This window comes from Streptomyces sp. IBSBF 3136 (assembly GCF_036815105.1).
Classification (GTDB): Bacteria; Actinomycetota; Actinomycetes; order Streptomycetales; family Streptomycetaceae; genus Streptomyces.
Genome location: NZ_JAJSZC010000073.1, coordinates 1 through 25,839 on the forward strand (window position 1 = coordinate 1; position 25,839 = coordinate 25,839).

24 protein-coding genes are annotated in these 25,839 nt (G+C 73.9%); 4 read left to right on the top strand and 20 right to left on the bottom strand.

Annotated features, from left to right (window positions below):
* From V7E45_RS17770 to V7E45_RS17805, 8 genes are all read right to left on the bottom strand, one after another.
* On the bottom strand, positions 1–1,023 hold a 1,023-nt coding region (locus V7E45_RS17770), incomplete at its 3' end, for a S66 family peptidase (protein WP_333775153.1).
* A gap of 42 nt (positions 1,024–1,065) precedes the next feature.
* On the bottom strand, positions 1,066–1,425 hold the full coding sequence (locus V7E45_RS17775) for an MmcQ/YjbR family DNA-binding protein (protein WP_333775154.1): 360 nt from the start codon (positions 1,423–1,425) through the stop codon (positions 1,066–1,068).
* On the bottom strand, positions 1,422–2,720 hold the full coding sequence (locus V7E45_RS17780; RefSeq protein ID WP_333775155.1) for a hemolysin family protein: 1,299 nt from the start codon (positions 2,718–2,720) through the stop codon (positions 1,422–1,424). The genes V7E45_RS17775 and V7E45_RS17780 overlap by 4 nt, the downstream gene beginning before the upstream one ends.
* Positions 2,721–2,736: 16 nt before the next feature.
* The gene (ybeY, locus tag V7E45_RS17785; RefSeq protein ID WP_317443245.1) at positions 2,737–3,234 is read right to left on the bottom strand and encodes an rRNA maturation RNase YbeY; all 498 of its coding nucleotides are present in this window, start codon (positions 3,232–3,234) and stop codon (positions 2,737–2,739) included.
* A 12-nt stretch (positions 3,235–3,246) separates the two neighbouring features.
* Positions 3,247–4,326, bottom strand: a complete 1,080-nt coding sequence (locus V7E45_RS17790) for a PhoH family protein (RefSeq protein WP_333775156.1) — start codon at positions 4,324–4,326, stop codon at positions 3,247–3,249.
* A gap of 138 nt (positions 4,327–4,464) precedes the next feature.
* Complete coding sequence (locus V7E45_RS17795) at positions 4,465–5,589, bottom strand: carbohydrate kinase family protein (RefSeq protein WP_333775179.1); 1,125 nt, start codon at positions 5,587–5,589, stop codon at positions 4,465–4,467.
* Positions 5,590–5,702: 113 nt separating this feature from the next.
* Positions 5,703–6,992, bottom strand: coding sequence for a glucarate dehydratase family protein (locus V7E45_RS17800; protein WP_333775157.1), 1,290 nt, complete (start codon positions 6,990–6,992; stop codon positions 5,703–5,705).
* A complete protein-coding gene (locus V7E45_RS17805) occupies positions 6,989–7,885 on the bottom strand; it encodes a 5-dehydro-4-deoxyglucarate dehydratase (protein ID WP_333775180.1) in 897 nt (298 codons plus the stop codon). The genes V7E45_RS17800 and V7E45_RS17805 overlap by 4 nt, the downstream gene beginning before the upstream one ends.
* A gap of 556 nt (positions 7,886–8,441) precedes the next feature.
* On the opposite strand from V7E45_RS17805, the gene V7E45_RS17810 reads away from it, so the two are divergent.
* Complete coding sequence (locus V7E45_RS17810) at positions 8,442–9,671, top strand: MFS transporter (RefSeq protein ID WP_333775158.1); 1,230 nt, start codon at positions 8,442–8,444, stop codon at positions 9,669–9,671.
* Here the strand turns inward: V7E45_RS17810 and V7E45_RS17815 are convergent.
* The 5 genes from V7E45_RS17815 to V7E45_RS17835 all read right to left on the bottom strand — a co-directional run bounded on the left by V7E45_RS17815 (position 9,635) and on the right by V7E45_RS17835 (position 15,891).
* Positions 9,635–10,627: an adenosine deaminase gene (locus V7E45_RS17815; protein ID WP_333775159.1), complete on the bottom strand. Its 993-nt coding sequence runs from the start codon at positions 10,625–10,627 to the stop codon at positions 9,635–9,637. The genes V7E45_RS17810 and V7E45_RS17815 overlap by 37 nt on opposite strands.
* A 55-nt stretch (positions 10,628–10,682) precedes the next feature.
* On the bottom strand, positions 10,683–11,588 hold the full coding sequence (locus V7E45_RS17820; protein WP_333775160.1) for a ribonuclease Z: 906 nt from the start codon (positions 11,586–11,588) through the stop codon (positions 10,683–10,685).
* A gap of 6 nt (positions 11,589–11,594) precedes the next feature.
* Positions 11,595–11,948: a histidine triad nucleotide-binding protein gene (locus V7E45_RS17825; RefSeq protein ID WP_333775161.1), complete on the bottom strand. Its 354-nt coding sequence runs from the start codon at positions 11,946–11,948 to the stop codon at positions 11,595–11,597.
* A gap of 64 nt (positions 11,949–12,012) precedes the next feature.
* Positions 12,013–15,285: a S41 family peptidase gene (locus V7E45_RS17830; protein WP_333775162.1), complete on the bottom strand. Its 3,273-nt coding sequence runs from the start codon at positions 15,283–15,285 to the stop codon at positions 12,013–12,015.
* A gap of 45 nt (positions 15,286–15,330) precedes the next feature.
* Positions 15,331–15,891 carry a hypothetical protein gene (locus V7E45_RS17835; protein ID WP_333775163.1) on the bottom strand — a complete coding sequence of 187 codons (561 nt, stop codon included), beginning with the start codon at positions 15,889–15,891 and terminating at the stop codon, positions 15,331–15,333.
* 104 nt (positions 15,892–15,995) lie between these two features.
* Here V7E45_RS17835 and V7E45_RS17840 point away from each other — a divergent pair, with 104 nt between their 5' ends.
* Positions 15,996–16,400, top strand: a complete 405-nt coding sequence (locus tag V7E45_RS17840) for a hypothetical protein (protein ID WP_333775164.1) — start codon at positions 15,996–15,998, stop codon at positions 16,398–16,400.
* On the opposite strand, the gene V7E45_RS17845 is transcribed toward V7E45_RS17840, so the two are convergent.
* From V7E45_RS17845 to hrcA, 5 genes are all read right to left on the bottom strand, one after another.
* Entirely contained in the window at positions 16,342–16,734 is a 393-nt protein-coding gene (locus V7E45_RS17845; RefSeq protein WP_333775165.1) for a VOC family protein, read from the bottom strand. The genes V7E45_RS17840 and V7E45_RS17845 overlap by 59 nt on opposite strands.
* Positions 16,735–16,749: 15 nt before the next feature.
* Positions 16,750–17,496 (bottom strand): 16S rRNA (uracil(1498)-N(3))-methyltransferase, encoded by a 747-nt coding sequence (locus tag V7E45_RS17850; RefSeq protein WP_333775166.1) that lies wholly within the window; start codon positions 17,494–17,496, stop codon positions 16,750–16,752.
* On the bottom strand, positions 17,493–18,581 hold the full coding sequence (locus V7E45_RS17855) for a nitronate monooxygenase (RefSeq protein ID WP_333775167.1): 1,089 nt from the start codon (positions 18,579–18,581) through the stop codon (positions 17,493–17,495). Before V7E45_RS17855 ends, V7E45_RS17850 begins: the two co-directional genes overlap by 4 nt.
* A 181-nt stretch (positions 18,582–18,762) precedes the next feature.
* Positions 18,763–19,899, bottom strand: coding sequence for a molecular chaperone DnaJ (gene dnaJ, locus V7E45_RS17860; RefSeq protein ID WP_333775168.1), 1,137 nt, complete (start codon positions 19,897–19,899; stop codon positions 18,763–18,765).
* A complete protein-coding gene (gene hrcA / locus V7E45_RS17865) occupies positions 19,900–20,916 on the bottom strand; it encodes a heat-inducible transcriptional repressor HrcA (RefSeq protein ID WP_333775169.1) in 1,017 nt (338 codons plus the stop codon).
* Between the two features lie 162 nt (positions 20,917–21,078).
* On the opposite strand from hrcA, the gene V7E45_RS17870 reads away from it, so the two are divergent.
* Complete coding sequence (locus V7E45_RS17870) at positions 21,079–21,807, top strand: MBL fold metallo-hydrolase (RefSeq protein ID WP_333775170.1); 729 nt, start codon at positions 21,079–21,081, stop codon at positions 21,805–21,807.
* A gap of 34 nt (positions 21,808–21,841) precedes the next feature.
* A complete protein-coding gene (locus V7E45_RS17875) occupies positions 21,842–22,651 on the top strand; it encodes a DUF3097 domain-containing protein (RefSeq protein WP_333775171.1) in 810 nt (269 codons plus the stop codon).
* A gap of 20 nt (positions 22,652–22,671) precedes the next feature.
* On the opposite strand, the gene hemW is transcribed toward V7E45_RS17875, so the two are convergent.
* Together hemW and V7E45_RS17885 are read right to left on the bottom strand one after the other, a co-directional pair.
* A complete protein-coding gene (gene hemW / locus V7E45_RS17880) occupies positions 22,672–23,904 on the bottom strand; it encodes a radical SAM family heme chaperone HemW (RefSeq protein ID WP_333775172.1) in 1,233 nt (410 codons plus the stop codon).
* Between the two features lie 27 nt (positions 23,905–23,931).
* Positions 23,932–25,800 carry a SpoIIE family protein phosphatase gene (locus V7E45_RS17885; protein WP_333775181.1) on the bottom strand — a complete coding sequence of 623 codons (1,869 nt, stop codon included), beginning with the start codon at positions 25,798–25,800 and terminating at the stop codon, positions 23,932–23,934.
* Positions 25,801–25,839 lie beyond the last annotated feature (39 nt).

Consider the following 25,839-nt stretch of genomic DNA (forward strand, 5'->3'; position numbering starts at 1 on the left):
CCCCCCCCCCCCCCCCCCCCCCCCCCCCCCCCCCCCCCCCCCCCCCCCCCCCCCCCCCCCCGCGCCGTTCACCAGGGGGAGGTAGGGCGGCACGTGTCCGCACTCGACACCGGCGACGATGGGCACGCCCAGGGGGCCGAGGGCGTCGAGGACGGCCTCGTCCTGGGTGAGGGTGCGGCCGTCGGGGGCCTTGGTTCGGCCCACGAGGACGGCGGCGGCGCGGTCGAAGAACCCGGCGAGCCGCATGCCGTGCAGGTTGCGGCAGATGGTGTAGGCGTTGTCCTCGCAGGCCTCGACGTAGACGAGGAGGTCGTCGCCGTCCGCGAAGGAGCGGGTGTCCAGCAGGCGCGTGCCCGCCACGTTGACCAGGGTCTCGATGCAGCCGCCGATCAGCCGGCCCTCGACGTCCACGTCACCGGTGCCGTCGAGCCGGGTCCAGCCGCCTTCGGCGTCCAGGGTGAGGTCACGGATCCCCGGGTCGCGGGTCCAGTCGTCCCAGCCGGTGGAGCGGTGGCGGCCGGGCGGGGTCTGCGTGAACGGCTCGCCCTGCGGCGCGGTCACGATGTCCAGCCAGGACGTCAGACCCCCGGGCGTCCGGTAGGGCGTGTCCATGAGGTTGTTGCCGTGGACGGTCGCGACCCCGGTGAGCAGGGTCAGCGGCGTGATGATGGTGGACATGTCGGACCAGCCGACGACCCAGGTGGGCTCGGCCCGCCCGATCCGATCGAAGTCGAGCAGCGGCAGCAGGTCGATCGCCGTCTCCCCGCCCCACGGCGGCACCACGGCCCGGATCGCCGGGTCGGTCAGCATCGCGGTCAGCTCGGCGGCGCGTTCGGCGGCCGGCGCGCTGATGTGCGTCGAGCCGTCCATGCACCGGCCGACGACGACCTCGTAGCCGCGCGCCTCGAGGTCGCGGACCGCGACGTCGAGGCGCCCTCGGAGCTCCTTGGCGACCCCGCTGGAGGGCGAGGTCACACCTATGCGGTCACCGGGGCGCAGCGGGCGCGGGTATCGAACGATCATGCGCCGGATTCTGACACGGTCTCAGCCGGTGCCGACACGGATTTACGGCCGGTCCAGCCGCAGCCGCTCCGTCCTCGGCAGGCCCGCGACGACGAGGTCGTAGGAGTCCTCGATCAGCTCCCTGACCAGCCGGTCGGGCAGTCCGCCGGTCACCGAGACGGTGTTCCAGTGGCGCTTGTTCATGTGCCAGCCGGGGACGATCAGCCCCTCGTGCTCGCCGCGCAGCCGGACGGCGTCCTCCGGGTCGCACTTGAGATTGACCGTCAGGGGCCGCGCGCTCAGGTTCGTCAGGGCGAACATCTTGCCGAGGACCTTGAAGACGGACGTCTCCGGGTTGAACGGGAAGTCCTCCGCGGCCTCGTTGAAGGACAGGCAGAAGGCGCGCAGCTCCTGGGGGGTCACTCGGCCACCGCCTCCTCGGCGGAGCCGTCGGCCGGCTCCACCAGCACCGTGACGATCTTGTTGCGGCGGCCTGCCGCCGCCTCGGCCGTCAGCTTCAGCCTGCGTTCGTCGGGGAGTTCGACCTCGGCCGAGGCGCCGGCGATGGGCACGCGGCCGAGCGCCTTGGCGAGCAGTCCGCCGACGGTCTCCACGTCCTCGTCGTCGTACTCCTCCAGGCCGTACAGCTCGCCGAGGTCGGTGATGTCGAGGCGGGCGGTGACCCGGTAGCGGTCCTCGCCGAGGTCCTCCACGGGCGGCAGCTCACGGTCGTACTCGTCGGTGATCTCGCCGACGATCTCCTCCAGGATGTCCTCGATGGTGACGATCCCGGCGGTGCCGCCGTACTCGTCGATGACGACGGCGACGTGGTTGCGGTCCTTCTGCATCTCACGCAGCAGGTCGCCGGCGTTCTTGGTGTCCGGCACGAAGACGGCCGGCCGCATGGCCGTGGACACCAGGTCGTTCTCGGCGTCCCGGCTGATGTGCGTCTTGCGGACCAGGTCCTTCAGGTACACGATCCCGACGATGTCGTCCTCGCTCTCGCCGGTGACCGGGATCCGGGAGAACCCGGAGCGCAGGGCGAGGGTGAGGGCCTGGCGGATGGTCTTGTACCGCTCGATGACGACCAGGTCGGTGCGCGGCACCATCACCTCGCGCACCAGGGTGTCGCCGAGTTCGAAGACCGAGTGCACCATGCGGCGCTCCTCGTCCTCGATCAGCGACTCCTTCTCGGCGAGGTCGACCAGCGCGCGCAGCTCCGCCTCGGAGGCGAAGGGGCCGCGGCGGAAGCCCTTGCCGGGGGTGAGCGCGTTGCCGATGAGGATCAGCAGGGACGGGACGGGTCCCATGACGCGGGCCAGCGGCAGCAGCACGTACGCCGCCGCCGTCGCGGTGTTCAGCGGGTGCTGGCGGCCGATGGTGCGCGGGGAGACGCCGACGGCGACGTACGACACCAGGACCATCACGCCGATGGCGACCAGCAGGGCCTGCCAGGTGGCCGTGAACTCCTGCAGACAGGCGTAGGTCACCAGGGCCGCGGCCGCCATCTCGCAGGCGACGCGGACCAGCAGGGCCACGTTCAGATAGCGGGTGGGATCGGCGGCGACCTGGGCCAGCTTGGCGCTGCCGCGCCGGCCGTTGCGCACGGCCTCCTCGGCACGGAAGCTGGAGACACGGGCGAGGCCCGCCTCCGCGCAGGCGGCGAGCCAGGCCACGACGATCAGCGCGATCGCGCCGACCACGATCTGCGGACTCATACGAGGGCCGGCCCGGCTACGAGACGGTGGGCGCAGGCGACGGCCCGGTCAGGCCGTGCTCGGCCCGCCACCCGTCGACGATGGCGGCCTGGAGGCCGAACATCTCGGCCTTCTCGTCCGGCTCCTCGTGGTCGTACCCGAGCAGGTGCAGCACCCCGTGGACGGTGAGCAGTTGCAGCTCCTCGTCCATGGAGTGCTGCGTGGGCGCCTCGGTCCCCTGCTTGGCGGCGACCTCCGGGCACAGCACGATGTCGCCGAGCAGCCCCTGCGGCGGCTCCTCCTCGTCCTTGGACGGCGGCCGGAGCTCGTCCATCGGGAACGACATGACATCGGTGGGCCCGGGCAGGTCCATCCACTGGATGTGCAGCTGCTCCATGGCGTCGGCGTCCACGACGATCACCGAGAGCTCGGAGAGCGGGTGGATGCGCATCCGCGCGAGTGCGTAGCGGGCGATGTCGAGGATCGCCTGCTCGTCGACCTCGGTACCGGACTCGTTGTTGACGTCGATCGACATGGTCGTGCTGGTCTACTTCCCCTTGGGAGCCTTGGCGCCGGTCCCGCCACGGCCGCCCTTGTGGGTGCCGTTCTCGGTGCCGTGCCGGCTGTCGTACAACTCGTACGCGTCGACGATACGGCCCACCAGCTTGTGCCGTACGACATCGTGGGACGACAGCCGGGAGAAGTGCACGTCCTCCACGCCCTCCAGGATCTCCTGCACCTGCCGCAGACCGCTCTTGGTGCCGTTCGGCAGGTCGACCTGCGTCACGTCACCGGTGATCACGATCTTCGAGTCGAAGCCCAGACGGGTGAGGAACATCTTCATCTGCTCGGGGCTCGTGTTCTGGGCCTCGTCCAGGATGATGAAGGCGTCGTTGAGCGTGCGTCCGCGCATGTAGGCGAGCGGCGCGACCTCGATCGTCCCGGCCGCCATCAGACGGGGGATGGAGTCCGGGTCGAGCATGTCGTGCAGCGCGTCGTAGAGCGGGCGCAGGTAGGGGTCGATCTTCTCGTAGAGCGTGCCGGGCAGGAAGCCGAGCCGCTCCCCCGCCTCCACCGCGGGACGGGTGAGGATGATCCGGTTGACCTGCTTGGACTGCAGGGCCTGCACCGCCTTGGCCATGGCCAGGTAGGTCTTGCCGGTGCCGGCGGGGCCGATGCCGAAGACGATCGTGTGCTTGTCGATCGCGTCGACGTACCGCTTCTGGTTGAGCGTCTTGGGGCGGATGGTGCGGCCGCGCGAGGACAGGATGTTCTGGGTCAGCACCTCGGCCGGCGTCTCCGGGCCGTCGCTCGTCCCGTTGTCGCTCGCCTTGAGCATGGCGATCGAGCGTTCCACTGCGTCCTCCGTCATCGGCTGCCCGGTGCGGAGCACCAGCATCATCTCGTCGAACACGCGCGCGATGAGGGCGACGTCCGTGGGGTCGCCGACCGCGCTGATCTCATTGCCCCGGACGTGGATGTCGGCTGCCGGGAACGCCTTCTCGATCACGCGCAGGAGGGAGTCGCCTGACCCCAGCACGGTCACCATCGGGTGCTGAGCGGGGACTGTCAGCTGCGCTCTCGCCCGCTCCTGCGCGGGGCTGTGAGCTGTGGGTGTCTGAGTCATGGGCCGGCTCTGTAGGCCTGCGGTTCCTCCTCGTCACGGCCGCGTAGCTGAGGGCGGCCTCGCGACTCCAGGGTACGACGGGCGGGTGACAAGGCCGTAGGGGTTTTGGCGGGGCCGCACCGGCGCCGGGCCGGGCGCTCAGCGGGACCGGCCGAACCCGATGGTCGGCACGGCGCGCCGCAGCGGCCAGGGCCGGTCGAGCACCTCCGGCACGAGCCCGTCGAGGAACGCGAACCGGCGCAGCGCCATCGGTTCCTGGCCGGGCGCGGACTGCACCCTGCGCCACCACGCCCCGATCTCCGACCAGCCCGGCGCCGACAGCGATCCGCCGAACTCCTGGACGGACAGGGCCGCGGTGAGCCCGGCGAAGGCGAGGCGGTCGGCGAGCGGCCAGCCGGCCAGGGTGCCGGTGACGAACCCGGCCACGAAGACGTCGCCCGCGCCGGTGGGGTCCAGCGCCTCCACCGCGATGGCGGGCACCTCGGCGGTCTCCCCGGTGCGCCGGTCGACCGCGTACGCGCCCTCCGACCCCAGGGTCACCACCGCGAGCGGCACGTGTTCGGTCAGCGCGTGCGCGGCCGCCCTCGGGCAGTCGGCCCCCGTGTACCGCATCGCCTCCGCCGCGTTGGGCAGGAACGCCTCGCAGTGCCGCAGGTCGGTGAGCGTGGACAGGTCCCACGCTCCGGTGTCGTCCCAGCCGACGTCGGCGAAGATCCGGGTGCCCGCGCGGGCGGCCTCGGCGATCCAGGGTGCGGGCCGGCCGGGGGTGAGCGAGGCGACGGCGGCCCGGGCGCGGGGCGGGAAGTCGGGCGCGGGCTCCTCCGGCGGCGGCTCGTGCCCGTGGGACACCATGGTCCGTTCGCCCTCGTAGGCCATGGAGACGGTGACCGGTGAGTGCCAGCCGGGCACCGTGCGCGAGGGCCCGAGGTCGATGCCTTCGCCCTGGTGCAGCGCGTCCCAGCAGTACTCGCCGTAGTGGTCGTCGCCGAAGGCGGCCGCGAGGGACGTCCGCAGGCCGAGGCGGGCCAGCGCTGCCGCCATGTTGGCGACCCCGCCCGGGCTGGAGCCCATGCCCCGGGCCCAGGACTCGGTGCCGCGCACGGGGGCCGAGTCCAGGCCGGTGAAGATGATGTCGAGGAAGACCGTGCCCGTGAGGTAGACGTCCCAGGGCGGATCGGCGGGTGTGCGCAGCGCGGCCAGCGGGTCGACCTGTACCTGGCCGCGCGATGCCCGCGTGAGGTGCTCCGGTTCCTCTCCGGCGATCGTGTGGGACGGGGTCACGGTGCGCTCCCTGACGTGATGCGGATCTGGCCAGTGTGCACCACCGCCCGTCCGGTTCAGGCCCCTGCGCGCCCTCCCCGCGCACCCGGGCGGGACTACCAGCGGGGCATCGCCGGGGTCCGCCATCCGGGGTCCGCCACCCGCATCGCCGCGGCGTCGTCGCGGTCGCGCAGGGTGCCGTCGTCCTCGGCCCAGCGCCGGTGCAGCCGGGCCAGTTCGTCCCGGTCCAGCTCGACGCCGAGCCCGGGCGCGTCGGAGACGGCGACCCGGCCGTCGGTGAAGGCGATCCGCTCGGTGAGGACGTCCTCCGACTGCCAGGGGTAGTGCGAGTCGCAGGCGTGATGCAGGCCCGGCACGGTGGCGGCGACCTGGGTCATCGCGGCGAGGCTGATGCCGAGGTGGGTGTTGGAGTGCATGGAGAGACCGACGCCGAAGGCGGCGCAGATCGCGGCGAGGTGACCGGTGTTGCGCAGTCCGCCCCAGTAGTGGTGGTCGCAGAGCACGACCTGGACGGCGTCCCGGGTGAACGCCTCCCTGATCTCGCCGAAGGTGGTGACGCACATGTTGGTGGCGAGCGGGACGTCCGTCGCGGCCGACACCTCGGCCATCGCCGGGGTGCCCAGCGTGGGGTCCTCCAAGTACTCCAGGACGTCCCCGAGTTCCCCGGCCACCTTCAGGGCGGTCTCCACCGACCAGGCCCCGTTGGGGTCGAGCCGCAGCGGATGCCCGGGGAACGCTTCGGCGAGCGCGCGGACGGCGGCGATCTCCTCCTTCGGCGGGAAGACGCCGCCCTTGAGCTTGAAGGAGGTGAAGCCGTGGCGCTCGGTGAACCGCCTCGCCTGGGCGACCACTCCGGCCGGGTCGAGGGCGGCGCCCCAGTCGTCCGGCTCGGCGGCGACGCCCTCGGGGTGGCCGGCCCACTTGTAGAAGAGGTAGGCGCTGTACTCGACCGAGTCGCGCACCTTGCCGCCGAGCAGCGCGTGCACCGGCAGCCCGGACGCCCTGCCCTGGGCGTCCAGGCAGGCCACCTCGAAGGCGGAGAGCACGGACAGCCGCAGTTTGTCGGCGGTCTGCACGCCCCGCAGCCCGCCCGCGTCCACGGCGGCTCCGGTCCGGGACGTGTCCACGGCGAGGTCGAGGGCGAACAACGCGTTCACGTCCGTGACCCGGCGCCCGGTGAGGTGCTCGGCCAGGGGGCGGGCCAGTTCCAGGTACTTGGTGTCGCCGTAGGTCTCGCCGAGCCCGGTGGTCCCGTCGGCCGTCACGACCTCCACGATCAGCCGGGGGGTGTACGGCTGGTGGACGCCCTGGGTGTTGAGCAGCGGCGGGTCGGCGACCAGGATCGGGGTGAGCCGCACCTCGGCGACGGTCAGGTCTCGGGTCACAGCAGGGCTCCTACGAGGTCGAGTCCGGTGGTCAGCAGGGCCTTCAGCTCGGCGAGGTCGGCGGGCGCGGGGTCGGTGAGCGGGGCGCGGACGGGTCCGACGCGCTCGCCGCGCAGCCGGGCGGCCGCCTTCACCAGGGAGACCGCGTACCCCGGTGCCCGGTCGCGCAGTTCGACGAGCGGGACGTAGAAGTCGCGCAGCAGCTTGCCGGTGGTGTCGTGGTCGCCGGCGCGCAGGGCGCGGAAGAAGGCGCCGGCGATCTCGGGCGCGAAGGCGTGGACGGCCGAGGAGTAGGCGGGGACGCCGACGGTGGCGTAGGCGCGGGCCTGGATCTCGGCGGTGGCGGCGCCGTTGAAGAACAGGAAGCCCTCGGGGGCGGCGAGGGTGAGGCGCTGGAGGCGGTCGAGGTCGCTGTGGCCGTCCTTGAGGCCGATGACGTTCGGGACGCGCGCGATGCGCCGCAGCGAGGCCGCGGTGTAGGCGACCTGGCCGCGCTGGTAGGCGACGAGCGGCAGCCGGGTGCGGGCGGCGAGCTGCTCCAGCTGGGCGGCCAGGCCGTCCTGCGGGGCGGCGACGAGGTAGTGCGGCAGGACGAGCAGGGCGTCGGCGCCGGCCTCCTCGGCGATGCGCGCGAACCGGGCGGCCTGCGCCCAGCCGTACCCGGTCCCGGCCACCACCGGCACCCGGCCGGCCGCCTCCTCGACGGTGATGGCCACGACCTGCCGGTACTCCTCCTCGTCCAGGGAGAAGAACTCCCCGGTACCGCAGGCCGGGAACACGGCGCCGGGCGCGGCGGCGAGCCGGGCGGCGACATGGGCGCGCGAGCCGTCGGGGTCGAAGGAGCCGTCGTCGTGGAAGGCGGTGAGCGGGAAGGACAGCACGCCGCGCGCCATGCCCTCCCGCAGCCGCTGCGCCACGTCCTGCGGACTCGGGTCGCCAGCCACCTGACCATCTCCCCTTATGAATGCCGTCCATGTATGCGAACGCTGATGGGGAAGAGGCTAGATACACCGACCCGGGGCCGTCAATGGGCCCCGGAGGGCGGGAGGGTGGAGGGCAGACAAAAAGAGCCCCATCCCGCACAAGCGGGATGGGGCTTCATCGGAGCGCCGGGCAGGCCTTGCACCTGCATCTCCCCACAGGAAGTGGGGCGTCTTTCCTTGGACCACCAACGCACTGTCCGCCACCGGGAGTTCCGGCGACCGCGACGTGATCAACCATAGCGCATGCCTCGGGGTTCCGGTCAACCGACCCGCGGGGGCACTCGTTCCTACCCGTGCCCGACGAAGGCAAACGCAGAGGTGATCCAGATCACTCCCCCCGGGCTTCTTCCGGAACCGCGTGCTTGATACAACTTGCTCGCGCGTTCCCGTCCGTCGACGGCCGTCGCCCCTCCCCCTCTCTCCGGCTCTTTCCGAGCCGTCGCTCTCGCCTGCCCTGGGAACGCCCGTGTCCGCCCCCCGCTCCATGCCCTGGCCCCTCGTCGCCCTTTTCACGGCCGGCTACCTCGCCCCCTATCTGCTGCCCACCACCGTGGGCCGGCTCGACAGCGGACTCCCGCTCTCCACCACCGCGGCCGGCGCCATCGGCAGTGCGCTGCTGCTGAGTTCGGCCGCGGCCGGCTTCCTGCTGGCCTCCCGGGTGGAGCGGATCGGCGCCCGCGCCCTCGCCCGCTTCGGCCTGGCGCTCGCCGTCCTCGGCTACGGCGGGGCCGCGCTCACCGGGCTCGTGCCCGCCGTCGTCGCGGGCGCGGTCGTCGGCGGGTTCGGATCCGGCACGGCCACGGCGGTCGCCGCCTGCGGCATCGCCGCGCAGCGGGACCCGCACCGGGTCACCACGTTCGGCCTGCTCGGGGTCTCCGCGCTGGCCGGCGCGCTGTACCTGACGATCCCGCACCTCGGCCCGGGCCACGGGCAGCCGCTCGCCGCGATCGCGCTCACCGCGGCCGCGGTGTGGCCGCTCACCGGCCGCCTGTCCGGGCGTACCGCCCCGGCCCTCACCCCCGCCGCAGGCCGCGGCCGGCTCCCCCACCCGCGGGCCGGGCTGCTGCTGGCCGTCACCATGCCGTGCTGGTCCCTGGCGCAGAACTCGCTGTGGGGCGTCAGCGGCCGCATCGGTCTCGGCCAGGCGCACCTCGGCGAGGTCACCGTCGGGGCGGTGTTCGCGGTCGCGCTCGGCGCCGGGCTGCTCGGGGTCGTGGGCGCCGGGGCGCTCGGGCCCCGGCTGGGGCGGGCGGTGCCGATCGGCGCGGGCACGGCGCTCATCGCGGGCTGCATCACGGTCAGCGCGTCGGCGACCGACCTGACGTCCTTCGCCGCGGGCGAGATCTCCTGGAACCTGCTCTACCCGGTCGTGCTGTCGTACGTCATCGGGCTGGCCGCCTCCCTCGACCCGCGCGGCCGCTGGGCGGTGCTGGTCGGCTCGGCGGCGTCGCTGGGCACGGCGGCGGGCCCGCTGGCCGGGAGCGTGCTGGCCGCGTGGGCCGGGTTCCCGGCCATGGGCGGGATCCTGGCCTGCGGACTGCTGGCGGTGGCGGTGCCGATGACCGTGGTGGCGCTGCGCGCGGGCGGGCGGTCGCTGCCCGTGGTGGAGATCGCCGTGGACACCCCCGCCGTGCCCGTGCGGCAGACGTACGACACCGCCTACCCGAACTCGTACGCCTCCACCTCGGCGAGGTAACGGGCCCGCCGCTCCTCGTCGTCCTCCAGGAAGGAGGCCAGGAAGGAGTTGCGGGCCAGCTCGCGCAGCCGCTCCTCGGAGAGGCCGAGCGCCGAGCGCACCGCGTCGAAGTTGTCGCCCGCGTAGCCGCCGAAGTAGGCCGGGTCGTCGGAGTTGACCGTGCACAGCAGTCCGGCGTCGAGCATGGCCGGCAGCGGGTGCCCGGCGAGGACCTCCACGGCCCGCAGCCGGACGTTGGACAGCGGGCACAGGGTCAGCGGGACGCGCTCCCGGACCAGCCGCTCGACCAGCGCCGGGTCCTCCATGCAGCGCAGGCCGTGGTCGACGCGCTCCACGCCGAGCACGTCCAGGGCCTCGGTGATGTACTCCGGCGGCCCCTCCTCACCCGCGTGCGCCACCCGGCGCAGGCCGAGGGCGGCGGCCGCCTCGTACACCTCACGGAACTTCACCGGCGGGTGGCCGACCTCGGCCGAGTCCAGGCCGACGCCGGTGATCCGGTCCAGGTACGGCCGGGCCGCTTCCAGGGTCTCCAGCGCCGACTCGGCGGACTCGTCGCGCAGGAAGCACATGATCAGCCGGGTGGAGACACCGTGGGTCTCCTCGCTGCGGCCGAGCGCCCGCCACAGCCCGTCCACGACGGTGCCCATGCCCACGCCCCGGGCGAGGTGGGCCTGCGGGTCGAAGAAGATCTCCGCGTGCCGCACGCCCTGCGCGGCGGCGCGGGCGAGGTAGGCGTCGGCCAGGTCCTCGAAGTCCCGCTCGGTGCGCAGGACGGCCATCAGCTCGTAGTACAGGTTCAGGAAGGACTGGAGGTCCTTGAACCGGTACGCCTCGCGCAGTTCGTCGGTGTCGGCGTACGGCAGCTCGACGCCGTTGCGGGCTGCCAGCTCGAAGGCCAGCTCGGGCTCCAGGGTGCCTTCGACGTGAAGGTGCAGTTCTGCTTTCGGGAGGGGCATCAGATCATCGTACGACGCTCCCACCTGCGGCTTCACCGGGCGCGTCGGCGGCGCCTCATCCCCGCTTCGGAACCGGCACGCGCAGGAGGTCGTGCGCCACGGTCAGCTCGCCCTCGAACCCGGCGGCGCGCGCCTGCCGCTCGAACTCCTCGGGGTCCGGGTAGCGCTGGCTGAAGTGGGTGAGGACGAGGTGGCGCACGCCGGCTTCCCGGGCCACGGCGGCCGCCTGGCTCGCCGTCAGATGACCGTGGTCGACGGCCAGCTCGATGTCCTCGTCGAGGAAGGTGGACTCGATGACGAGCAGGTCGCAGCCCTCGGCGAGCGTGTGCACCCCGTCGCACAGCCGGGTGTCCATGACGAACGCGAACCGCTGCCCGCGCCGCGTCTCGCTGACGTCGTCCAGCGTCACGTCGCCGAGCCGGCCCTCGCGCTGGATGCGGCCGACGTCCGGGCCCTTGATCCCGTGCGCGGCCAGCCGGTCGGGCAGCATGCGGCGCCCGTCGGGTTCGGTCAGCCGGTAGCCGTAGGACTCGACGGGGTGGGACAGCCTGCGGGCTTCCAGGGTGTACGACGGGGTCACCGCGAGATTGCCGTCCCCGGCGACCGGTGCCTCGGTGAGGTGGACCGTCTCCCGGTAGGCGGTCGCGTACCGCAGCCGGTCGAAGAAGCGCTGCCCCGAGAGCGGGTAGTGCGCGCTGATCTCGTGCGGCACCCGGTCCAGGTTGATCCGCTGGATGACGCCGGCGAGGCCGAGGGAGTGGTCGCCGTGGAAGTGCGTCACGCAGATCCGGTTGAGGTCGTGGGCGGCGACCCCGGCGCGCAGCATCTGCCGCTGTGTGCCCTCGCCGGGGTCGAACAGGATGCCCTCGCCGTCCCAGCGCAGCAGGTAGCCGTTGTGGTTGCGGTGCCGGGTCGGGACCTGGCTGGCGGTGCCGAGGACCACCAGTTCACGGACGGACATGACGGGTTATCCGGGCGGCCATTGAAGGCCGCGGCCCCCGAGGACGTGCGCGTGGGCGTGCCAGACGGTCTGGCCCGCGCCGCTGCCGGTGTTGAAGACGACTCGGTAGCTGTCCAGCTTCTCCTCGTCGGCGACGGCCTGCGTCTCGGCGAGCACGTCGGCGGCGAGTTGGGGGGCGCCGGCGGCGAGCGCGGCCCCGTTCTCGTAGTGCGCCTTGGGGATCACCAGGACGTGGGTGGGCGCCTGGGGGTTTATGTCACGGAAGGCGACGGTGGTCTCTGTCTCGCGGACGATGGTCGCCGGGATGTGACCCGCGACGATCTTGCAGAACAGGCAGTCGTCCTGCGGCTCTCCCGCCATTCGCTGCGCTCGCTTTCGCCGGTGGTGATCAGTACGGGGCATGGTAGTCGGTCGGGTGCCCGCCTTATCGGGCCGGCAGGTCCGGCAGGTCCGGCGGGGTCTTGGCGGGCCGCTCCTGAAGTGCCTCGAGCGCGAGCGCGATCGCCGAGTCGAGCTGGGCGTCCCGGCCCGCCGCCCAGTCCTGCGGGCGCTGGACCACCTCCACGTCCGGGTCCACGCCGTGGTTCTCCACGCCCCAGCCGTACCCCTCCAGCCAGAAGGCGTACTTGGGCTGGGTGATCAGGGTGCCGTCGACCAGGCGGTAGCGGCTGTCGATGCCGATGACGCCGCCCCAGGTGCGGGTGCCGACCACCGGGCCGATGCCGAGGGCGCGGATCGCCGCGTTGACGATGTCGCCGTCGGACCCGGAGAACTCGTTGGCGACGGCGACGACGGGGCCGCGCGGCGCGTCCAGCGGATAGCTCTCGGCCCGCATGCCCCGGGGCACGTCCCAGCCGACGATCCGCCGGGCCAGCTTCTCCACGACGAGCTGGGAGGTGTGGCCGCCGCGATTCTCCCGGACGTCGACGACGAGGCCCTCGCGGGCCACCTCCACGCGCAGGTCGCGGTGGATCTGGGCCCAGCCGGGCGCCTGCATGTCGGGCACGTGGAGGTAGCCGAGGCGGCCGCCGGACCGGGCGTGGACGTGAGCGCGGCGGTCGGCGACCCAGGCGTGGTAGCGCAGGGGCTCCTCGTCGGCGAGGGGGACGACCACGGCGTGCCGGGGGTCGCCGCCGCCGGCGGGCGAGACGGTCAGCTCGACCGGCTTGCCCGCCGTGCCGGTCAGCAGCGGGCCGGGGCCGGTCACCGGGTCGACGGGCCGGCCGCCGACGGCGACGATCGCGTCCCCGGGGCGCACGGCGACACCGGGCGCGGCGAGCGGGGAGCGGGCGTCCGGGTCGGAGGTCTCGGCGGGCAGGACACGGTCGACGCGCCAGCTGCCGTCCTGGTGGCGGGAGAGGTCGGCGCCGAGCAGGCCCTGGCGGGGCCGGCCGCCGCGGCCGCCGCGCGGGGTGACGTAGGCGTGGGAGGTGCCGAGTTCGCCCTGCACCTCCCACAGCAGGTCCACCAGGTCGTCGTGGGTGGCGAGGCGGGCGAGGACGGGCCGGTAGCGCTCCAGCACGCCGTCCCAGTCGACGCCGGCCATGTCCGGACGCCAGAAGTTGTCCCGCATGACGCGGCCGGTCTCGTCGAACATCTGCCGCCATTCGGCGGCCGGGTCGACGGTGTGCCGGATCCGGGTCAGGTCGACGGTGATGTTCGAGTCCCGGTCCTCGTCGTCCGGGGCCCGCCGGTCGGCGGGTACGACCTTGAGCCGGCCGTCGGCCCACAGCAGCACCCGTTTGCCGTCGCCGCTGACCTCGAAGTGGTCGGCGTCGGCGGCGAGGTGTTCCAGACGCTGCTGGGCCAGGTCGTACCGCTCCAGCTCGGTCTTGGGGTCGGGGTCGTCGGGGGTGGCCCGGGAGGCGCCGAGGACTCCGCGCACCGGGTGGCGCAGCCAGAGCAGGCCGTCCCTGGCGGCACGCAGGTTGGAGTAGCGGGCGGCCTCGACCGGGAAGGCAACGATGCGCTCGGCCAGGCCGTCGAGGTCGACGCGGGTGACCGGGGTGCCCTCGCTGTCGGGTGTCTCGTCCTTGTCGGGGGTGCCGAAGGGCCGGCCGTGCCGCTGCGGGCCGAACGGGGAGGGCGTGGTCGCGGCCAGGGTGATCAGGTGCGGTCGGGCGCCCTCCACGAAGGCCAGGTCGAAGACGTGCTCGTCGTAGACCGGGTCGAAGGACCGGCTGGAGAGGAAGGCGAGGTACTTGCCGTCCGGGGTGAAGGCGGGCGCGTAGTCCTGGAAACGCAGCGGGGTCGCCTCGGTGACCGACAGGTCGGTGGTGTTGGCGACGCGCAGCTGGCACAGGGGGCGCGGGCCGGGGTGGGACCAGGCGAGCCAACCGGAGTCGGGGGAGAAGGCGAGGTCGCCGACGTCCCCGTGATCGCTGCGGTCCACCTCGCGGACCTCGCCGCTGTCCCGCTCGACCAGCAGCAGCCGTCCGTCGTGGGCGGCCACGGCGGCCCGGCTGCCGTCGGGGGCCATGGCCAGTTCCAGGACGCGGCCGAGCTGCCCGGCGGCGATCCGACGCGGGGTGGCGCCCGGGGCGACTCCGGTGGCGGGCGCGAACTCCAGGGCGTCCTCGCCCTCGGCGTCGGTCACCCACACCGCCCACTCCTCGCCGTCGGTGCGGAAGGTGCGCGGGAGCCGGGCGCGCACGCCGGGCTGTGCGGCGAGGGCGCGGGCCGGGCCCGAGCGGTGGGTGACCCAGTGGACCGTGCCACGCACGGCGACCGCGCTGCCGCGCGCGGTGTGGTCGGGGGTCGCGTGCCCGAACCAGCGGGCGGCGTCGACCTGGAACGGCTGGAGGTCGACGCGCGGGCCGCCGGGGCGGATGTCGAGGCGGCGGGGCGCGGCGCCGTCGAGGTCGTCGAGCAGCCAGAGCTCGCCCGCGCTGGAGTAGACGACCCGGGTGCCGTCGGTGGCGGCGTGCCGGGCGTAGAAGCCTCCCGCGCTCCCGTCCCCGCCGGGGCCGGAGGTGCCGCCGAGGGGCGTGTGGCGCCGCAGGTCTGACCCGTCGGCGAGGGAGGAGTACAGCGCCCCGGTGCCCTCGTGGTCGGAGAGGAACGCCACCCGGTCGCCGACCCACAGCGGGTACTCGATGTTGCCGTCCAGGTCCTCGTGCAGCCGGACGAACTCACCGGCGCCCTCCGCGTCGCCGGTGCCGCGGTCGATCCACAGCTTGCCCGCCGTGCCGCCCCGGTAGCGCTTCCACCAGGCGGCCTCGCGGCCCATCGGGGCGGACAGCAGTACCGTGTGCGGGCCGTGGGCGATGTCGCCGACCGGTCCGTAGGGCAGGGTGGTGGCCGGTCCGCCGTCCAGCGGGACGGCCCGCGCCCAGGTGCGGCGCAGGCTCGCCTGGCCCTGGGTGCTGAGCGCGAGGACCTCGCCGTCCGGGGTCCAGCCGCGCACCTGGGTCTTCAGGCTCCCCCAGTAGGTCAGCCGTCTTGACGGTCCGCCGGCGACCGGGGCGACGTACACCTCGGGGGCGCCGTCCCGGGTCGAGGTCCACGCGAGGGTGGTGCCGTCGGGCGAGATGCGGGGGTGGTTCACCGGCACGTTGTCGGCGCCGGCCCGCCAGGCCCGGCCCCCGTCCAGGGGCGCCAGCCATACGTCGTCCTCGGCGGTGAAGGTCACCAAGTCGTCGTGGAGATGGGGGAATCGGAGGTAGCCGGAGGATCCTGCCGGAGCGCTCTGAGTCACCCCGTCACTGTACGCAGCGGCGGGTGCGCCCGCCCCCGGTTCGGATCACTTGCCCTCCACGGGCCAGCAGGTCGGGTCGCCCTTGCACCACAGGGTCCGGGTGACGGTGACCGTGACGGTGGGCTCCCCGCCGGTGGGCCGGTAGGTGACGGGCGGCCGGTACGTCGGGCCCGTCGTGGCGTCGCAGTCGCCGAGTCCGCTGACCCGGAACACCTGCCTGCCGCCGACCCGGGCCGTGAGGTCCCCGCGTACGCAGGCGCCGTCGACGGCCTTCGTCACCTTGCCGGTGACGGTGATCTTCCGGCCGTCCTTGGTCCGCCCCTGGCAGTCGACGGAGACGACGGTGGTCTCGGTCGGCGAGGGGGACCTCCCCGGTGTGTAGCCGCCCCTGCCGTAGTTGCCGGTGCAGGTGAGCCAACTGATGTCCACGTGACGCCGCTTGAGCTCGTCGGTGGCGGTCTTGTCGGTGGTGTACGCCACCGCGGCCGAGCTGAGATCGCCCGGCTGACACGCCGTCACCAGGCCCACCGTGACCACCGCGAGCCCCGCCACGGCCAGTGCGCGCGTGGGGCGCGGCCCACGTCCGATTCGTCTCGAAGCCCCCATGAAGGGCAGCGTGCCACCGGTGCGGGCGGGGCGGTAGACCGCTTACGGCCACTCACCCGTTCGGGTGGGCACCCGTGCGGTCCGGGCCGCCGTAGGCCGGCGTGATGGGCGGGAGAGGCGGACTCAGACGACTGGTGGGGCCGGACGGGGAGCTGTGGTGGTGGCGCGTCGGGCACCGGCACCGTCCCGACGGCGGCCCCTGCCAGGAGACACTGGTGCTGTACCGGGACGGCCGGGCCGACCGGCCCGCTGCCCGGCTGGTCTTCCGGGGCGGACCGGGCCGGGTGGCGGGCAGCGATCCGTACAGCCACTCCGGGCTCGTGATCGACGAGCACGGGAACGCGGCCGATCTGCACCTGCCCTCCGTCGTGCGGGCGTTCGTGGACGAGGTGCGGGCGCGCGAGCGGGCCGGCGGCGAGGTGGACGGGTGGGCGCTGCTGCCGTCGGTCGTCAGGTGCGCAGCAGAAGCCACTCCTGGAGTTCCACCATGTTCCCCTCCGGGTCCTTGAGGTGGGCCACCCGCATGCGGTCCGTCATCGGGGCGGGCCCGTGCAGGACGGTCGCGCCGCGGGAGCCGATCTCCTCGCAGTAGGCGTCCAGGTCGTCGACCCGCAGGACGACCAGGGAGCGGTGGCCCGTGGCGGCGCCGCCCAGTTCGTCGAGGATGCCGGCCATCATGGCGCGGTCCTGGAGGGCGATCCCGGCCGAGCCGGCGTGCGGGCTGAACTTCTCGTACGGGCCCTCGGCCGCCCCGGACTGCGGGGTGAGGCCGAGGACCTCGGCGTAGAAGCGGTAACAGGCCGGGAAGTCGGTGACGAGGAGCCGTATCTGGGCGAGTTCCATCGTGTCCCTCGGGGGTCAGGACCAGCGGCCGGTGCGGCCCAGCAGGAGGGCCGCGGCGGCGGTGCCGGCGGTGGACGTGCGCAGGACGGAGGGGCCGAGCACGAAGGCGCGGGCACCCGCCTCCTCGAAGAGTGCCAACTCGTCGCGGGAGACTCCGCCTTCGGGCCCGACGACCAGCACGATCTCGCCCCGCTCGGGGAGTTCGGCGGTGGCGAGCGGCGCGCTGCCGTGCTCGAAGTCGGAGTGCAGCACGGCGGCGAAGTCGGCTCCGGCGAGAAGCGCGGCGACCTGCTTGGTGGTGGCCGCGTCCGCGATCTCGGGGAAGCGGACCCGGCGGGACTGCTTGCCGGCCTCCCGGGCGGTGGCCCGCCACTTGCCGAGGGCCTTCAGCCCCCGGTCGCCCCGCCACTGGGTGATGCAGCGGGCCGCCTGCCAGGGCACGACGGCGTCGACGCCGACCTCGGTCATGGTCTCGACGGCGACCTCGCCGCGGTCGCCCTTGGGCAGGGCCTGGACGACGGTGATGCGCGGAGAGGGCTCCGGTTCCTCGGCCACGGAGCCCAGGCGGACGATCAGCCGGTCCTTGCCCTCGGCGCCGATCACCTCGCACACGGCGTGGCGTCCGGCGCCGTCGGTGAGGACGACCTGCTCGCCCGGCTGGAGCCGCTTGACCGAGACCGCGTGGCGGCCTTCCGGGCCGTCCAGGACGTAGCGGTCGCCGTCCGCACCGAAGTGCTCGACGACGAAGACCGGGGCCGTCATCGCCCGTCACCTCCCGTGCCGGCCGGGCCCGACAACGCTGTCCCGGCCGCGGCGAGTTCGGCCGCCAGCACCCGCACCAGTTCCCCGGCGGGCAGCTCGCGGGCCATCCGGTGGCCCTGGCCGGCCCACAGGGCCATGCCCTGGGCGTCCCCTGCCTTCGCGGCGGCCTTGCGCAGCGGCGAGGTCAGATGGTGGATCTCGGGGTACGCGGCCGGGGCGTAGGGGCCGTGCTCGCGCAGGAAGCGGTTGACCAGGGCGCGCGCCGGCCGGCCGGAGAAAGCCCGGGTCAGCTCGGTGCGCGTGAACAGCGGGTCGGTCAGCGCCTGCTTGTGCTGGGCGGGGGCGCCGGACTCGGGGGTGGCGACGAACGCGGTGCCGATCTGGGCCGCGCTCGCGCCCGCCGCGAGGACGGCGGCGATCTGGGCGCCGCGCATGATGCCGCCGGCGGCGACGACCGGGATGCGCACGGTCTCGCGGACCTGTGCGACCAGCGAGAGCAGTCCGATGCCGGAGCCGTCGTTCTCCGCGAGGTCCCGGTGGGTGCCCTGGTGGCCGCCCGCCTCCACGCCCTGCGCGATCACCGCGTCCGCCCCGGCCCGCTCGACGGCGGCGGCCTCCTCGGCGGTGGTGGCGGTGACCAGGGTGAGGGTCCCGGCCCGGCGCAGCGCGTCGAGGACGTCCCGGGCCGGCACGCCGAAGTGGAAGGAGACCACCGGCACCGGGTTGTCGAGGAGGACGGCGAGCTTGGCGTCGTAGCCGTCGTCGCGTCCGCTGTCCGGATCGCCCAGCTCGGTCTTGTACCAGGCGGCCTCACCGGCGAGCTGGTGCGCGTAGACCTCCACCGCGCCCGACTCCGCGTACTCGGGCTGGGGCATGAAGAGGTTCACGCCGAACGGGCGGGCCGTGAGCCCTCGCAGCTGCTTGATCTCCTGGTACATGCCGTCGGCGGTCTTGTACCCGGCGGCGAGGAACCCGAGACCGCCCGCCTCGGACACGGCGGCCGCGAGCTGCGGGACGGAGACACCGCCCGCCATGGGGGCCTGCACGATCGGAAGTGGAAAGAGATCGGTCAGTGCGGAGGACATGACCGCATGTTGCCACGTCCCTCGAACAAGTCCGAATCCGGGCTTCCCGCGGCATAGGCCAGTGGCACAGGGGGCCTGAGCACTCTGTGCGGCACCCCGTGCGCACCGCCGTCGGCCGCGGGTCCGGCCGCCGCTCGGGCGGCGGTCCGGGACCGGGTCCCGACCGCCGCGCCGGCCGGCGTCAGCGCCCGTTGAAGGCGTCCTTCAGCCGCGAGAACAGGCCCTGCTGCCCTGGCTGGAACTGGCCCTGGGGTCGCTCCTCCCCGCGGAGCTTCGCCAGCTCGCGCAGCAGCCGCTCCTGCTCGGGGTCGAGCTTGGTCGGCGTGGTGACCTCGACGTGCACGATGAGGTCACCCCGGCCGCCGCCGCGCAGATGCGTGACGCCCCGGTTGTGCAGCGGGATCGACTGGCCGGACTGGGTGCCGGGCCTGATGTCGACCTCCTCCATGCCGTCCAGGGTCTCCAGCGGCACCTTGGTGCCGAGGGCCGCCGCGGTCATCGGGATGGTGACCGTGCAGTGCAGGTCGTCGCCGCGCCGCTGGAAGGTCGAGTGCGGCAGCTCGTGGATCTCGACGTAGAGGTCGCCGGCCGGACCGCCGCCGGGGCCGACCTCGCCCTCGCCGGCGAGCTGGATCCGGGTGCCGTTGTCGACACCGGCCGGGATCTTCACCGTCAGCGTGCGGCGGGAGCGGATCCGGCCGTCGCCCGCGCACTCCGGGCACGGGGTCGGCACGACCGTGCCGAAGCCCTGGCACTGGGGGCAGGGGCGGGAGGTCATGACCTGGCCGAGGAAGGACCGGGTCACCTGGGAGACCTCGCCGCGGCCGCGGCACATGTCACACGTCTGGGCGGTGGTGCCCGGCGCCGCGCCCTCGCCGTTGCAGGTGTTGCAGACGATCGCCGTGTCGACCTGGATGTCCTTGGTCGTCCCGAAGGCCGCCTCGTCCAACTCGATCTCGATGCGGATCATGGCGTCCTGGCCGCGCCTGGTGCGCGAGCGCGGGCCGCGCTGCGACGCCGTGCCGAAGAACGCGTCCATGATGTCGGAGAAGTTGCCGAAGCCACCGGCGCCGAAGCCGCCCGCGCCCGCGCCGCCCGACTGGGAGAGCGGGTCGCCGCCGAGGTCGTAGACCTGCTTCTTCTGCGGGTCCGACAGCACCTCGTAAGCGGCGTTGATCTCCTTGAACCGCTCCTGGGTCTTCGGATCGGGGTTGACGTCCGGGTGCAGCTCGCGCGCGAGCCGACGGAACGCCTTCTTGATCTCATCCTGCGACGCGTCGCGGCGCACGCCGAGAACGGCGTAGTAGTCCGTGGCCACCTACGACTCCGCCAGGATCTGTCCGACGTACCGTGCCACTGCGCGTACCGCTCCCATCGTTCCCGGATAGTCCATGCGGGTCGGTCCGACCACGCCGAGCTTGGCAACCGCCTCGCCGCCCGAACCGTAGCCGACCGACACCACGGAGGTGGAGTTGAGTCCCTCATGGGCGTTCTCGTGCCCGATGCGCACCATCACGCCCGGATCCTTCGCCTCGCCCAGGAGCTTGAGGAGCACGACCTGCTCCTCAAGAGCCTCCAGGACGGGCCGGATCGTGAGGGGGAAGTCATGTCCGAAACGGGTGAGATTGGCGGTGCCGCCGATCATCAACCGCTCCTCGTTCTCCTCGACCAGTGTCTCCAGCAGGGTGGAGAGCACGGTGGAGACCGTACCGCGATCCTCGGCCTCGAAGGCCTCGGGCAGGTCCTCGACCAGACGCGGCACATCACTGAACCGGCGGCCGGCGACCCGGCTGTTCAGCCGCGCCCTGAGGTCGGCGAGGGAGGCCTCGCCGAAGGGCGCCGGGCAGTCGACCATCCGCTGCTCGACCCGGCCGGTGTCCGTGATCAGCACGAGCATCACCCGCGCGGGCGCGAGTGAGAGCAGCTCCACGTGCCGGACGGTGGACCGGGTCAGGGACGGGTACTGCACCACGGCGACCTGCCGGGTGAGCTGTGCGAGCAGCCTGACCGTGCGGGCCACGACGTCGTCGAGGTCGACGGCGCCCTCGAGGAAGTTCTGGATGGCCCGGCGCTCGGGCCCGGTCATCGGCTTGACGCCCGCGAGCTTGTCCACGAACAGCCGGTAGCCCTTGTCGGTGGGGATGCGCCCGGCGCTGGTGTGCGGCTGTGCGATGTAGCCCTCGTCCTCCAGGGCCGCCATGTCGTTGCGCACGGTCGCCGGGGAGACGCCGAGGTTGTGCCGCTCGGTGAGCGCCTTCGAGCCCACCGGCTCCTCGGTGCCCACGTAGTCCTGGACGATGGCGCGCAGCACCTCGAGCCTGCGTTCACTCAGCATCCGCGCGCACCTCCAGCATGTCGTCCCCTGGGACCTTCGAGTGGTCCACCTGGCACTCTGCGTGTCCGAGTGCCAGCCATCCCCGGCCCAGTGTACGGCCGTGGGGTACTCACTGGGCAAGGTCGGTCCTGCCGTACGGGGTCGTACCGCTAGCGTCGCGGTATGACGGTGACTTGGGAAGAGCTGGGGTGGGAGCGGCTGGCCGACGGGATCGGCAGGTGCCGGCTGCCCGGCTGGGACTGCACCGCGGGCCTGGTGGTCGGGCACGGCAGGGCGCTGATGGTGGACGCCGGGTCGAGCCTGGCCGAGGGCGCCCGGCTGCGGGAGTGCGCCGAGCGCCTCACCGGCCGCCGTGTGACCCATCTCGCGCTCACCCACCCCCACTTCGACCACGTCTTCGGCACGGCCGCGTTCGCCGGGGCCGAGGTGTACGCGGCGGTGGGGGCGGAGGCGGTGTTGGCCCGCGGCCGCGAGGAGCTGCGCCTGGACGCGGTCCGCAACGGCCTGCCGGTGGCGGACGCGGAGGAGGCGGCGGACACGCTGGCCGCCGGGGCGCCCCGGCACCCGGTCTCCGGCGAGCTGACGCTGGACCTCGGGGACGGCCGGCAGGCGCTGCTGGCCAACGTGGGGCCGGGGCACACCGCGCACGACCTGGCGGTGCTGGTCCCCGGCTCGCCCGAGGTGGTCTTCTGCGGCGATCTGGTGGAGGAGTCCGGCGCGCCCCAGGCGGGCCCGGACGCCGTGCCGTCGCGGTGGCCGGCCGCGCTCGACCGGCTGCTGGCCCTGGGCGGCGAGGACGCGCTGTACGTGCCCGGTCACGGTGCGGTGGTGGACGCGGCGTTCGTACGGCGCCAGCGCGACGAGCTGGCGGCGCGTTTCGGCGTGTCGTGAGCCCCCGGCCGCGGCTTCTCCTATCGTCACTCGAATGCGCCAGTACTCCGCCGACCTGACCCCGCCGTGGAAGAAGCCGAAGCCCGTCCCGGAGGTCGCGGCGGAGCCGGGTCTGGTGGTGGAGGAGGCCGGTACCGGGTTCTGCGGCGCGGTGATCCGCTGCGAGGCGGGCACGGTGACGCTGGAGGACCGGTTCGGCAAGCACCGGGTGTTCCCGCTGGAGCCCCGCGGTTTCCTGCTGGAGGGCCGGGCGGTCACCCTCGTACGGCCGGCCGCCGCTCCCCCGCGGCCCACCCGGACGGCGTCCGGTTCGGTGGCCGTCCCCGGGGCCCGGGCCCGGGTGGCCCGCGCGGGCCGCATCTACGTCGAGGGCCGGCACGACGCCGAGCTGGTGGAGAAGGTGTGGGGCGACGACCTGCGCATCGAGGGCGTGGTCGTGGAGTACCTGGAGGGCGTGGACGACCTGCCGGCGATCGTCGCCGAGTTCGCGCCCGGGCCCGACGCCCGCCTCGGCGTGCTGGTGGACCACCTGGTGCCGGGCACCAAGGAGTGGCGGATCGCCGAGTCGGTGACGAGCGAGCACGCGCTGGTGGTCGGCCACCCGTACATCGACGTCTGGGAGGCGGTGAAGCCGTCCTCCGTGGGCATCCCCGGCTGGCCCCGGGTACCGCGCGGCCAGGACTGGAAGACGGGCGTCTGCCGGGCACTGGGCTGGCCCGAGAACACGGGCGCCGCCTGGCAGCGCATCCTGTCCGGGGTGCGCTCCTACAAGGACCTGGAGCCGGAACTGCTGGGCCGCGTGGAGGAACTGATCGACTTCGTCACGGCCGGCGGCGGGGCTTGACGGCCCTGTAGGCCGGCCGGTCAGTCCACCAGGTCCCGCACCACCGCGTCCGCCAGCAGGCGGCCCCGCAGGGTCAGGGCGGCTCGGCCCTCGGTGTAGGGGGTCTGCTGGAGGAGGCCGTCGGTCAGGGCGCGGCGGGCGGCCGCGAGGCCCGCTTCCTTGAGCAGGGAGAGCGGGACGCCCTCGCTCAGCCGCAGTTCGAGCAGGATCCGCTCCACCCGGCGGTCCTCGTCGGAGAGCAGTTCGCGGCCCGCGCCCGGGGAGCGGCCCGACGCCAGGGCCGCCGCGTAGGCGCCCGGGTGCTTGACGTTCCACCAGCGCACGCCGCCCACGTGCGAGTGGGCCCCGGGGCCCGCGCCCCACCAGTCCGCGCCCCGCCAGTACAGCTCGTTGTGCAGGCAGCGCCCGGCGTCGGAGGTGGCCCAGTTGGAGACCTCGTACCACTCGAAGCCCGCCGCCGACAGGGTCTCCTCGGCGATCAGGTAGCGGTCGGCGTGCACGTCGTCGTCCGTCATCGGGACCTCGCCCCGACGGATGCGGCGGGCGAGCTGGGTGCCCTCCTCGACGATGAGGGCGTAGGCGCTGACGTGGTCGGGGCCGGCGCCGATCGCCGCGTCCAGGGAGGCCCGCCAGTCGTCGTCGGACTCGCCGGGGGTGCCGTAGATCAGGTCGAGGTTGACGTGCTCGAAGCCCGCCGCCCTCGCCTCCGCCACGCACGCCTCGGGGCGGCCCGGGGTGTGGGTGCGGTCCAGGACGCTCAGCACGTGCCGCCGCGCGCTCTGCATGCCGAAGGAGATCCGGTTGAAGCCGCCCTCCCGGAGTGTGGCGAGGTATGCCGGGTCCACCGACTCCGGGTTCGCCTCGGTGGTGATCTCGGCGTCCGGCGCCAGGCCGAACTCGTCGCGCACGGCGGCCAGCATCCGGACGAGGTCGCCGGCGGCCAGCAGCGTCGGCGTACCGCCGCCGACGAACACCGTCCGGACCTCGCGCGGGTCGTCGCCGAGCACCTTCCGCGCCAGCCGGACCTCGTCGGTCAGGGTGTCCGCGTAGTTGTCCCGGGACGCCAGTACCCCGCCCGTGCCGCGCAGCTCGGACGCGGTGTAGGTGTTGAAGTCGCAGTAGCCGCAGCGGGTGGCGCAGTACGGGACGTGCAGGTAGAAGCCGAGAGGGCGCTCGGCCGCGCCGGCGAGCGCGGCGGCGGGCAGCGCGCCGTCGGTGGGGACGGGCTCGCCGTCGGGAAGTGCGGAAGGCATGTACCCCATTGTCCCGTACGGCGGCGGTCACCCGGCCTGGAGCACCAGCAGAGCCATGTCGTCCTCGGGCAGGCCGCCGCCGAACTCGTGCACCAGGCGGCGGATCCTTTCGGCGATCAGCTCGGCGCTCAGCCCCGCGCAGCCGGACAGTGCCCGTGCCAGCCCGTCGCCGTCGTCGAACTGGCGGGAGCCGGAGCGGCGCTCGGTGACGCCGTCGGTGACGCACAGCAGGCTGTCGCCGGGCGCGAGCTCGACGGTCTCGCTGGTGTACGTCTCGTCCTCCACCACGCCGAGCAGGGTCTGCGGGCGGGCGGCGGTGCGCACCTCGCCGTCGGGGCGCAGGTGCAGCGGCAGGGGGTGTCCGGCGGAGGCGAGCGTGCAGCGGACGCCGCCGTCGTGCGGGGTCAGCTCGCCGTAGAGGAGCGACAGGAAGCGGGTCTGGGGGCTGTCCCCGGCGACCAGGGGACGGGCGCCGGCGGCGACCAGTGCGCGGGCGGCCGCGTCGGCGGCCTCGGTGGCGTCGTCCAGCAGGAGCTGGTTGAGCCGGTCGAGGACGTCGGCGACCCGGTAGCCCTCGCGGGCCAGCAGCCGCAGCCAGGGGCGTGCGAGCCCGATCACGACCGCCGCCTCGGGGCCCTTGCCCTGCACGTCGCCCACCGCGAAGCACCAGCGGCCGTCGCCCGCCGGGAACAGGTCGTAGAAGTCGCCGCTCGGGCCGCCCTGGTCGCGGGGCTCGTAGACGAGCGCGCTGCTCACGCCGGGGATCTCGGCGACCGCGCCGGGCAGCAGGCCGCGCTGCAGGACGGCGCTGATGGTGGCCTGCCGGGCGTACTGGCGGGCCGCGCCGATGGCGAGGGCCACCCGGCGGCCGAGGTCCTCCACCAGGCCGGTGACCTCGTCCGGGAAGCGCTCGGTGGCGCAGCGCCCGATCACCAGCGTGCCCAGCGGGCGGCCGCCCGCGATGAGCCGGTACGCCAGCGCCGTGCCGTGGGCGCCCCGCGGCCCGAGCGCGTCGCCGGGCCAGGGGTAGGACTCGGGACCGGACCTGAGGCCCTCCCGCGGGCACGGCGGTTCCTTCTCCAGGGCGCGGGCCAGTTCCTCGGCGCGGTCCTCGCTGGCGTGCCAGACGCGGGCAGGGGGGTTGCCGTCGCCGCCGCGCACGGTCGCCTCGTCCTCCAGCCACACCGCGCACCAGTCGGCCAGCCGGGGCACGATCAGCTGGCCGGTGAGGGCCGTGACCAGGCTCTCGTCCAGCTGTCCGGCCAGCAGGTCGGAGGCCTCGGCGAGGAAGGACAGCGCGCCCCGGCCCAGCCACTCCCGGCCGTCCGCGGTGCCGTACGGGCGGGGGGCGAGTGCCTCGGCGGTCTCCAGGGCGGGCGCGGCGGCCGGTGGGCGGGGGCGCCGGCCGCCGGCGGGCAACCGTGCCCACACCGTCTTGGCGTCGGTGCGGTAGGTGACGCCCCAGGACTCGGCGAGCGTGGCGACCAGGCGCAGACCGCGCCCTTGTTCGGACGCCTCGCGGGGCGGCTCGCCGCCGGCGGGGTCGCGCGGGGCGCGGGCCGGGTGCTGGTCGCCCACCTCGACGACGAACGCGCCGGTCTCCTCCAGGCGCCAGTCGACCACCACCTCGGTGCCCGCGTGCAGGACGGCGTTGGTGACGAGTTCGCTGACGACGGCCATGGCGTCCTCGGCCAGCCGGGCGGAGTTCGCGGGCTCGGTGAGCCCCTGGTCGGCCCACTCGGCGAACGCGGCGCGCACCAGGGCACGGGCGGAGCCGGGCGCGAGGGGGCTGCCGGGCAGGGTGGCACGCCCCCGGGCGCGGGGACCCGCGCCGGGGTGCGCGGGCGCGTCACAGGCCCGGGAGTCCGTCTCCCGCTGCGTCGGTATCGCCGCCATGTCCATGCGGCCAGGGTGACAGACAGGCCCGGCGCCTAA

Excerpts from the sequence above, each read along its gene's own strand:
- V7E45_RS17780 (WP_333775155.1), bottom strand. The coding sequence starts at position 2,720 with ATGAGTCCGCAGATCGTGGTCGGCGCGATCGCGCTGATCGTCGTGGCC.
- ybeY (WP_317443245.1), bottom strand. The coding sequence starts at position 3,234 with ATGTCGATCGACGTCAACAACGAGTCCGGTACCGAGGTCGACGAGCAG.
- V7E45_RS17790 (WP_333775156.1), bottom strand. The coding sequence starts at position 4,326 with ATGACTCAGACACCCACAGCTCACAGCCCCGCGCAGGAGCGGGCGAGA.
- V7E45_RS17805 (WP_333775180.1), bottom strand. The coding sequence starts at position 7,885 with ATGGCGCGCGGCGTGCTGTCCTTCCCGCTCACCGCCTTCCACGACGAC.
- V7E45_RS17815 (WP_333775159.1), bottom strand. The coding sequence starts at position 10,627 with ATGCCCCTCCCGAAAGCAGAACTGCACCTTCACGTCGAAGGCACCCTG.
- V7E45_RS17820 (WP_333775160.1), bottom strand. The coding sequence starts at position 11,588 with ATGTCCGTCCGTGAACTGGTGGTCCTCGGCACCGCCAGCCAGGTCCCG.
- V7E45_RS17825 (WP_333775161.1), bottom strand. The coding sequence starts at position 11,948 with ATGGCGGGAGAGCCGCAGGACGACTGCCTGTTCTGCAAGATCGTCGCG.
- V7E45_RS17835 (WP_333775163.1), bottom strand. The coding sequence starts at position 15,891 with ATGGGGGCTTCGAGACGAATCGGACGTGGGCCGCGCCCCACGCGCGCA.
- V7E45_RS17840 (WP_333775164.1), top strand. The coding sequence starts at position 15,996 with ATGGGCGGGAGAGGCGGACTCAGACGACTGGTGGGGCCGGACGGGGAG.
- V7E45_RS17845 (WP_333775165.1), bottom strand. The coding sequence starts at position 16,734 with ATGGAACTCGCCCAGATACGGCTCCTCGTCACCGACTTCCCGGCCTGT.
- V7E45_RS17850 (WP_333775166.1), bottom strand. The coding sequence starts at position 17,496 with ATGACGGCCCCGGTCTTCGTCGTCGAGCACTTCGGTGCGGACGGCGAC.
- V7E45_RS17855 (WP_333775167.1), bottom strand. The coding sequence starts at position 18,581 with ATGTCCTCCGCACTGACCGATCTCTTTCCACTTCCGATCGTGCAGGCC.
- hrcA (WP_333775169.1), bottom strand. The coding sequence starts at position 20,916 with ATGCTGAGTGAACGCAGGCTCGAGGTGCTGCGCGCCATCGTCCAGGAC.
- V7E45_RS17870 (WP_333775170.1), top strand. The coding sequence starts at position 21,079 with ATGACGGTGACTTGGGAAGAGCTGGGGTGGGAGCGGCTGGCCGACGGG.
- V7E45_RS17875 (WP_333775171.1), top strand. The coding sequence starts at position 21,842 with ATGCGCCAGTACTCCGCCGACCTGACCCCGCCGTGGAAGAAGCCGAAG.
- hemW (WP_333775172.1), bottom strand. The coding sequence starts at position 23,904 with ATGCCTTCCGCACTTCCCGACGGCGAGCCCGTCCCCACCGACGGCGCG.
- V7E45_RS17885 (WP_333775181.1), bottom strand. The coding sequence starts at position 25,800 with ATGGCGGCGATACCGACGCAGCGGGAGACGGACTCCCGGGCCTGTGAC.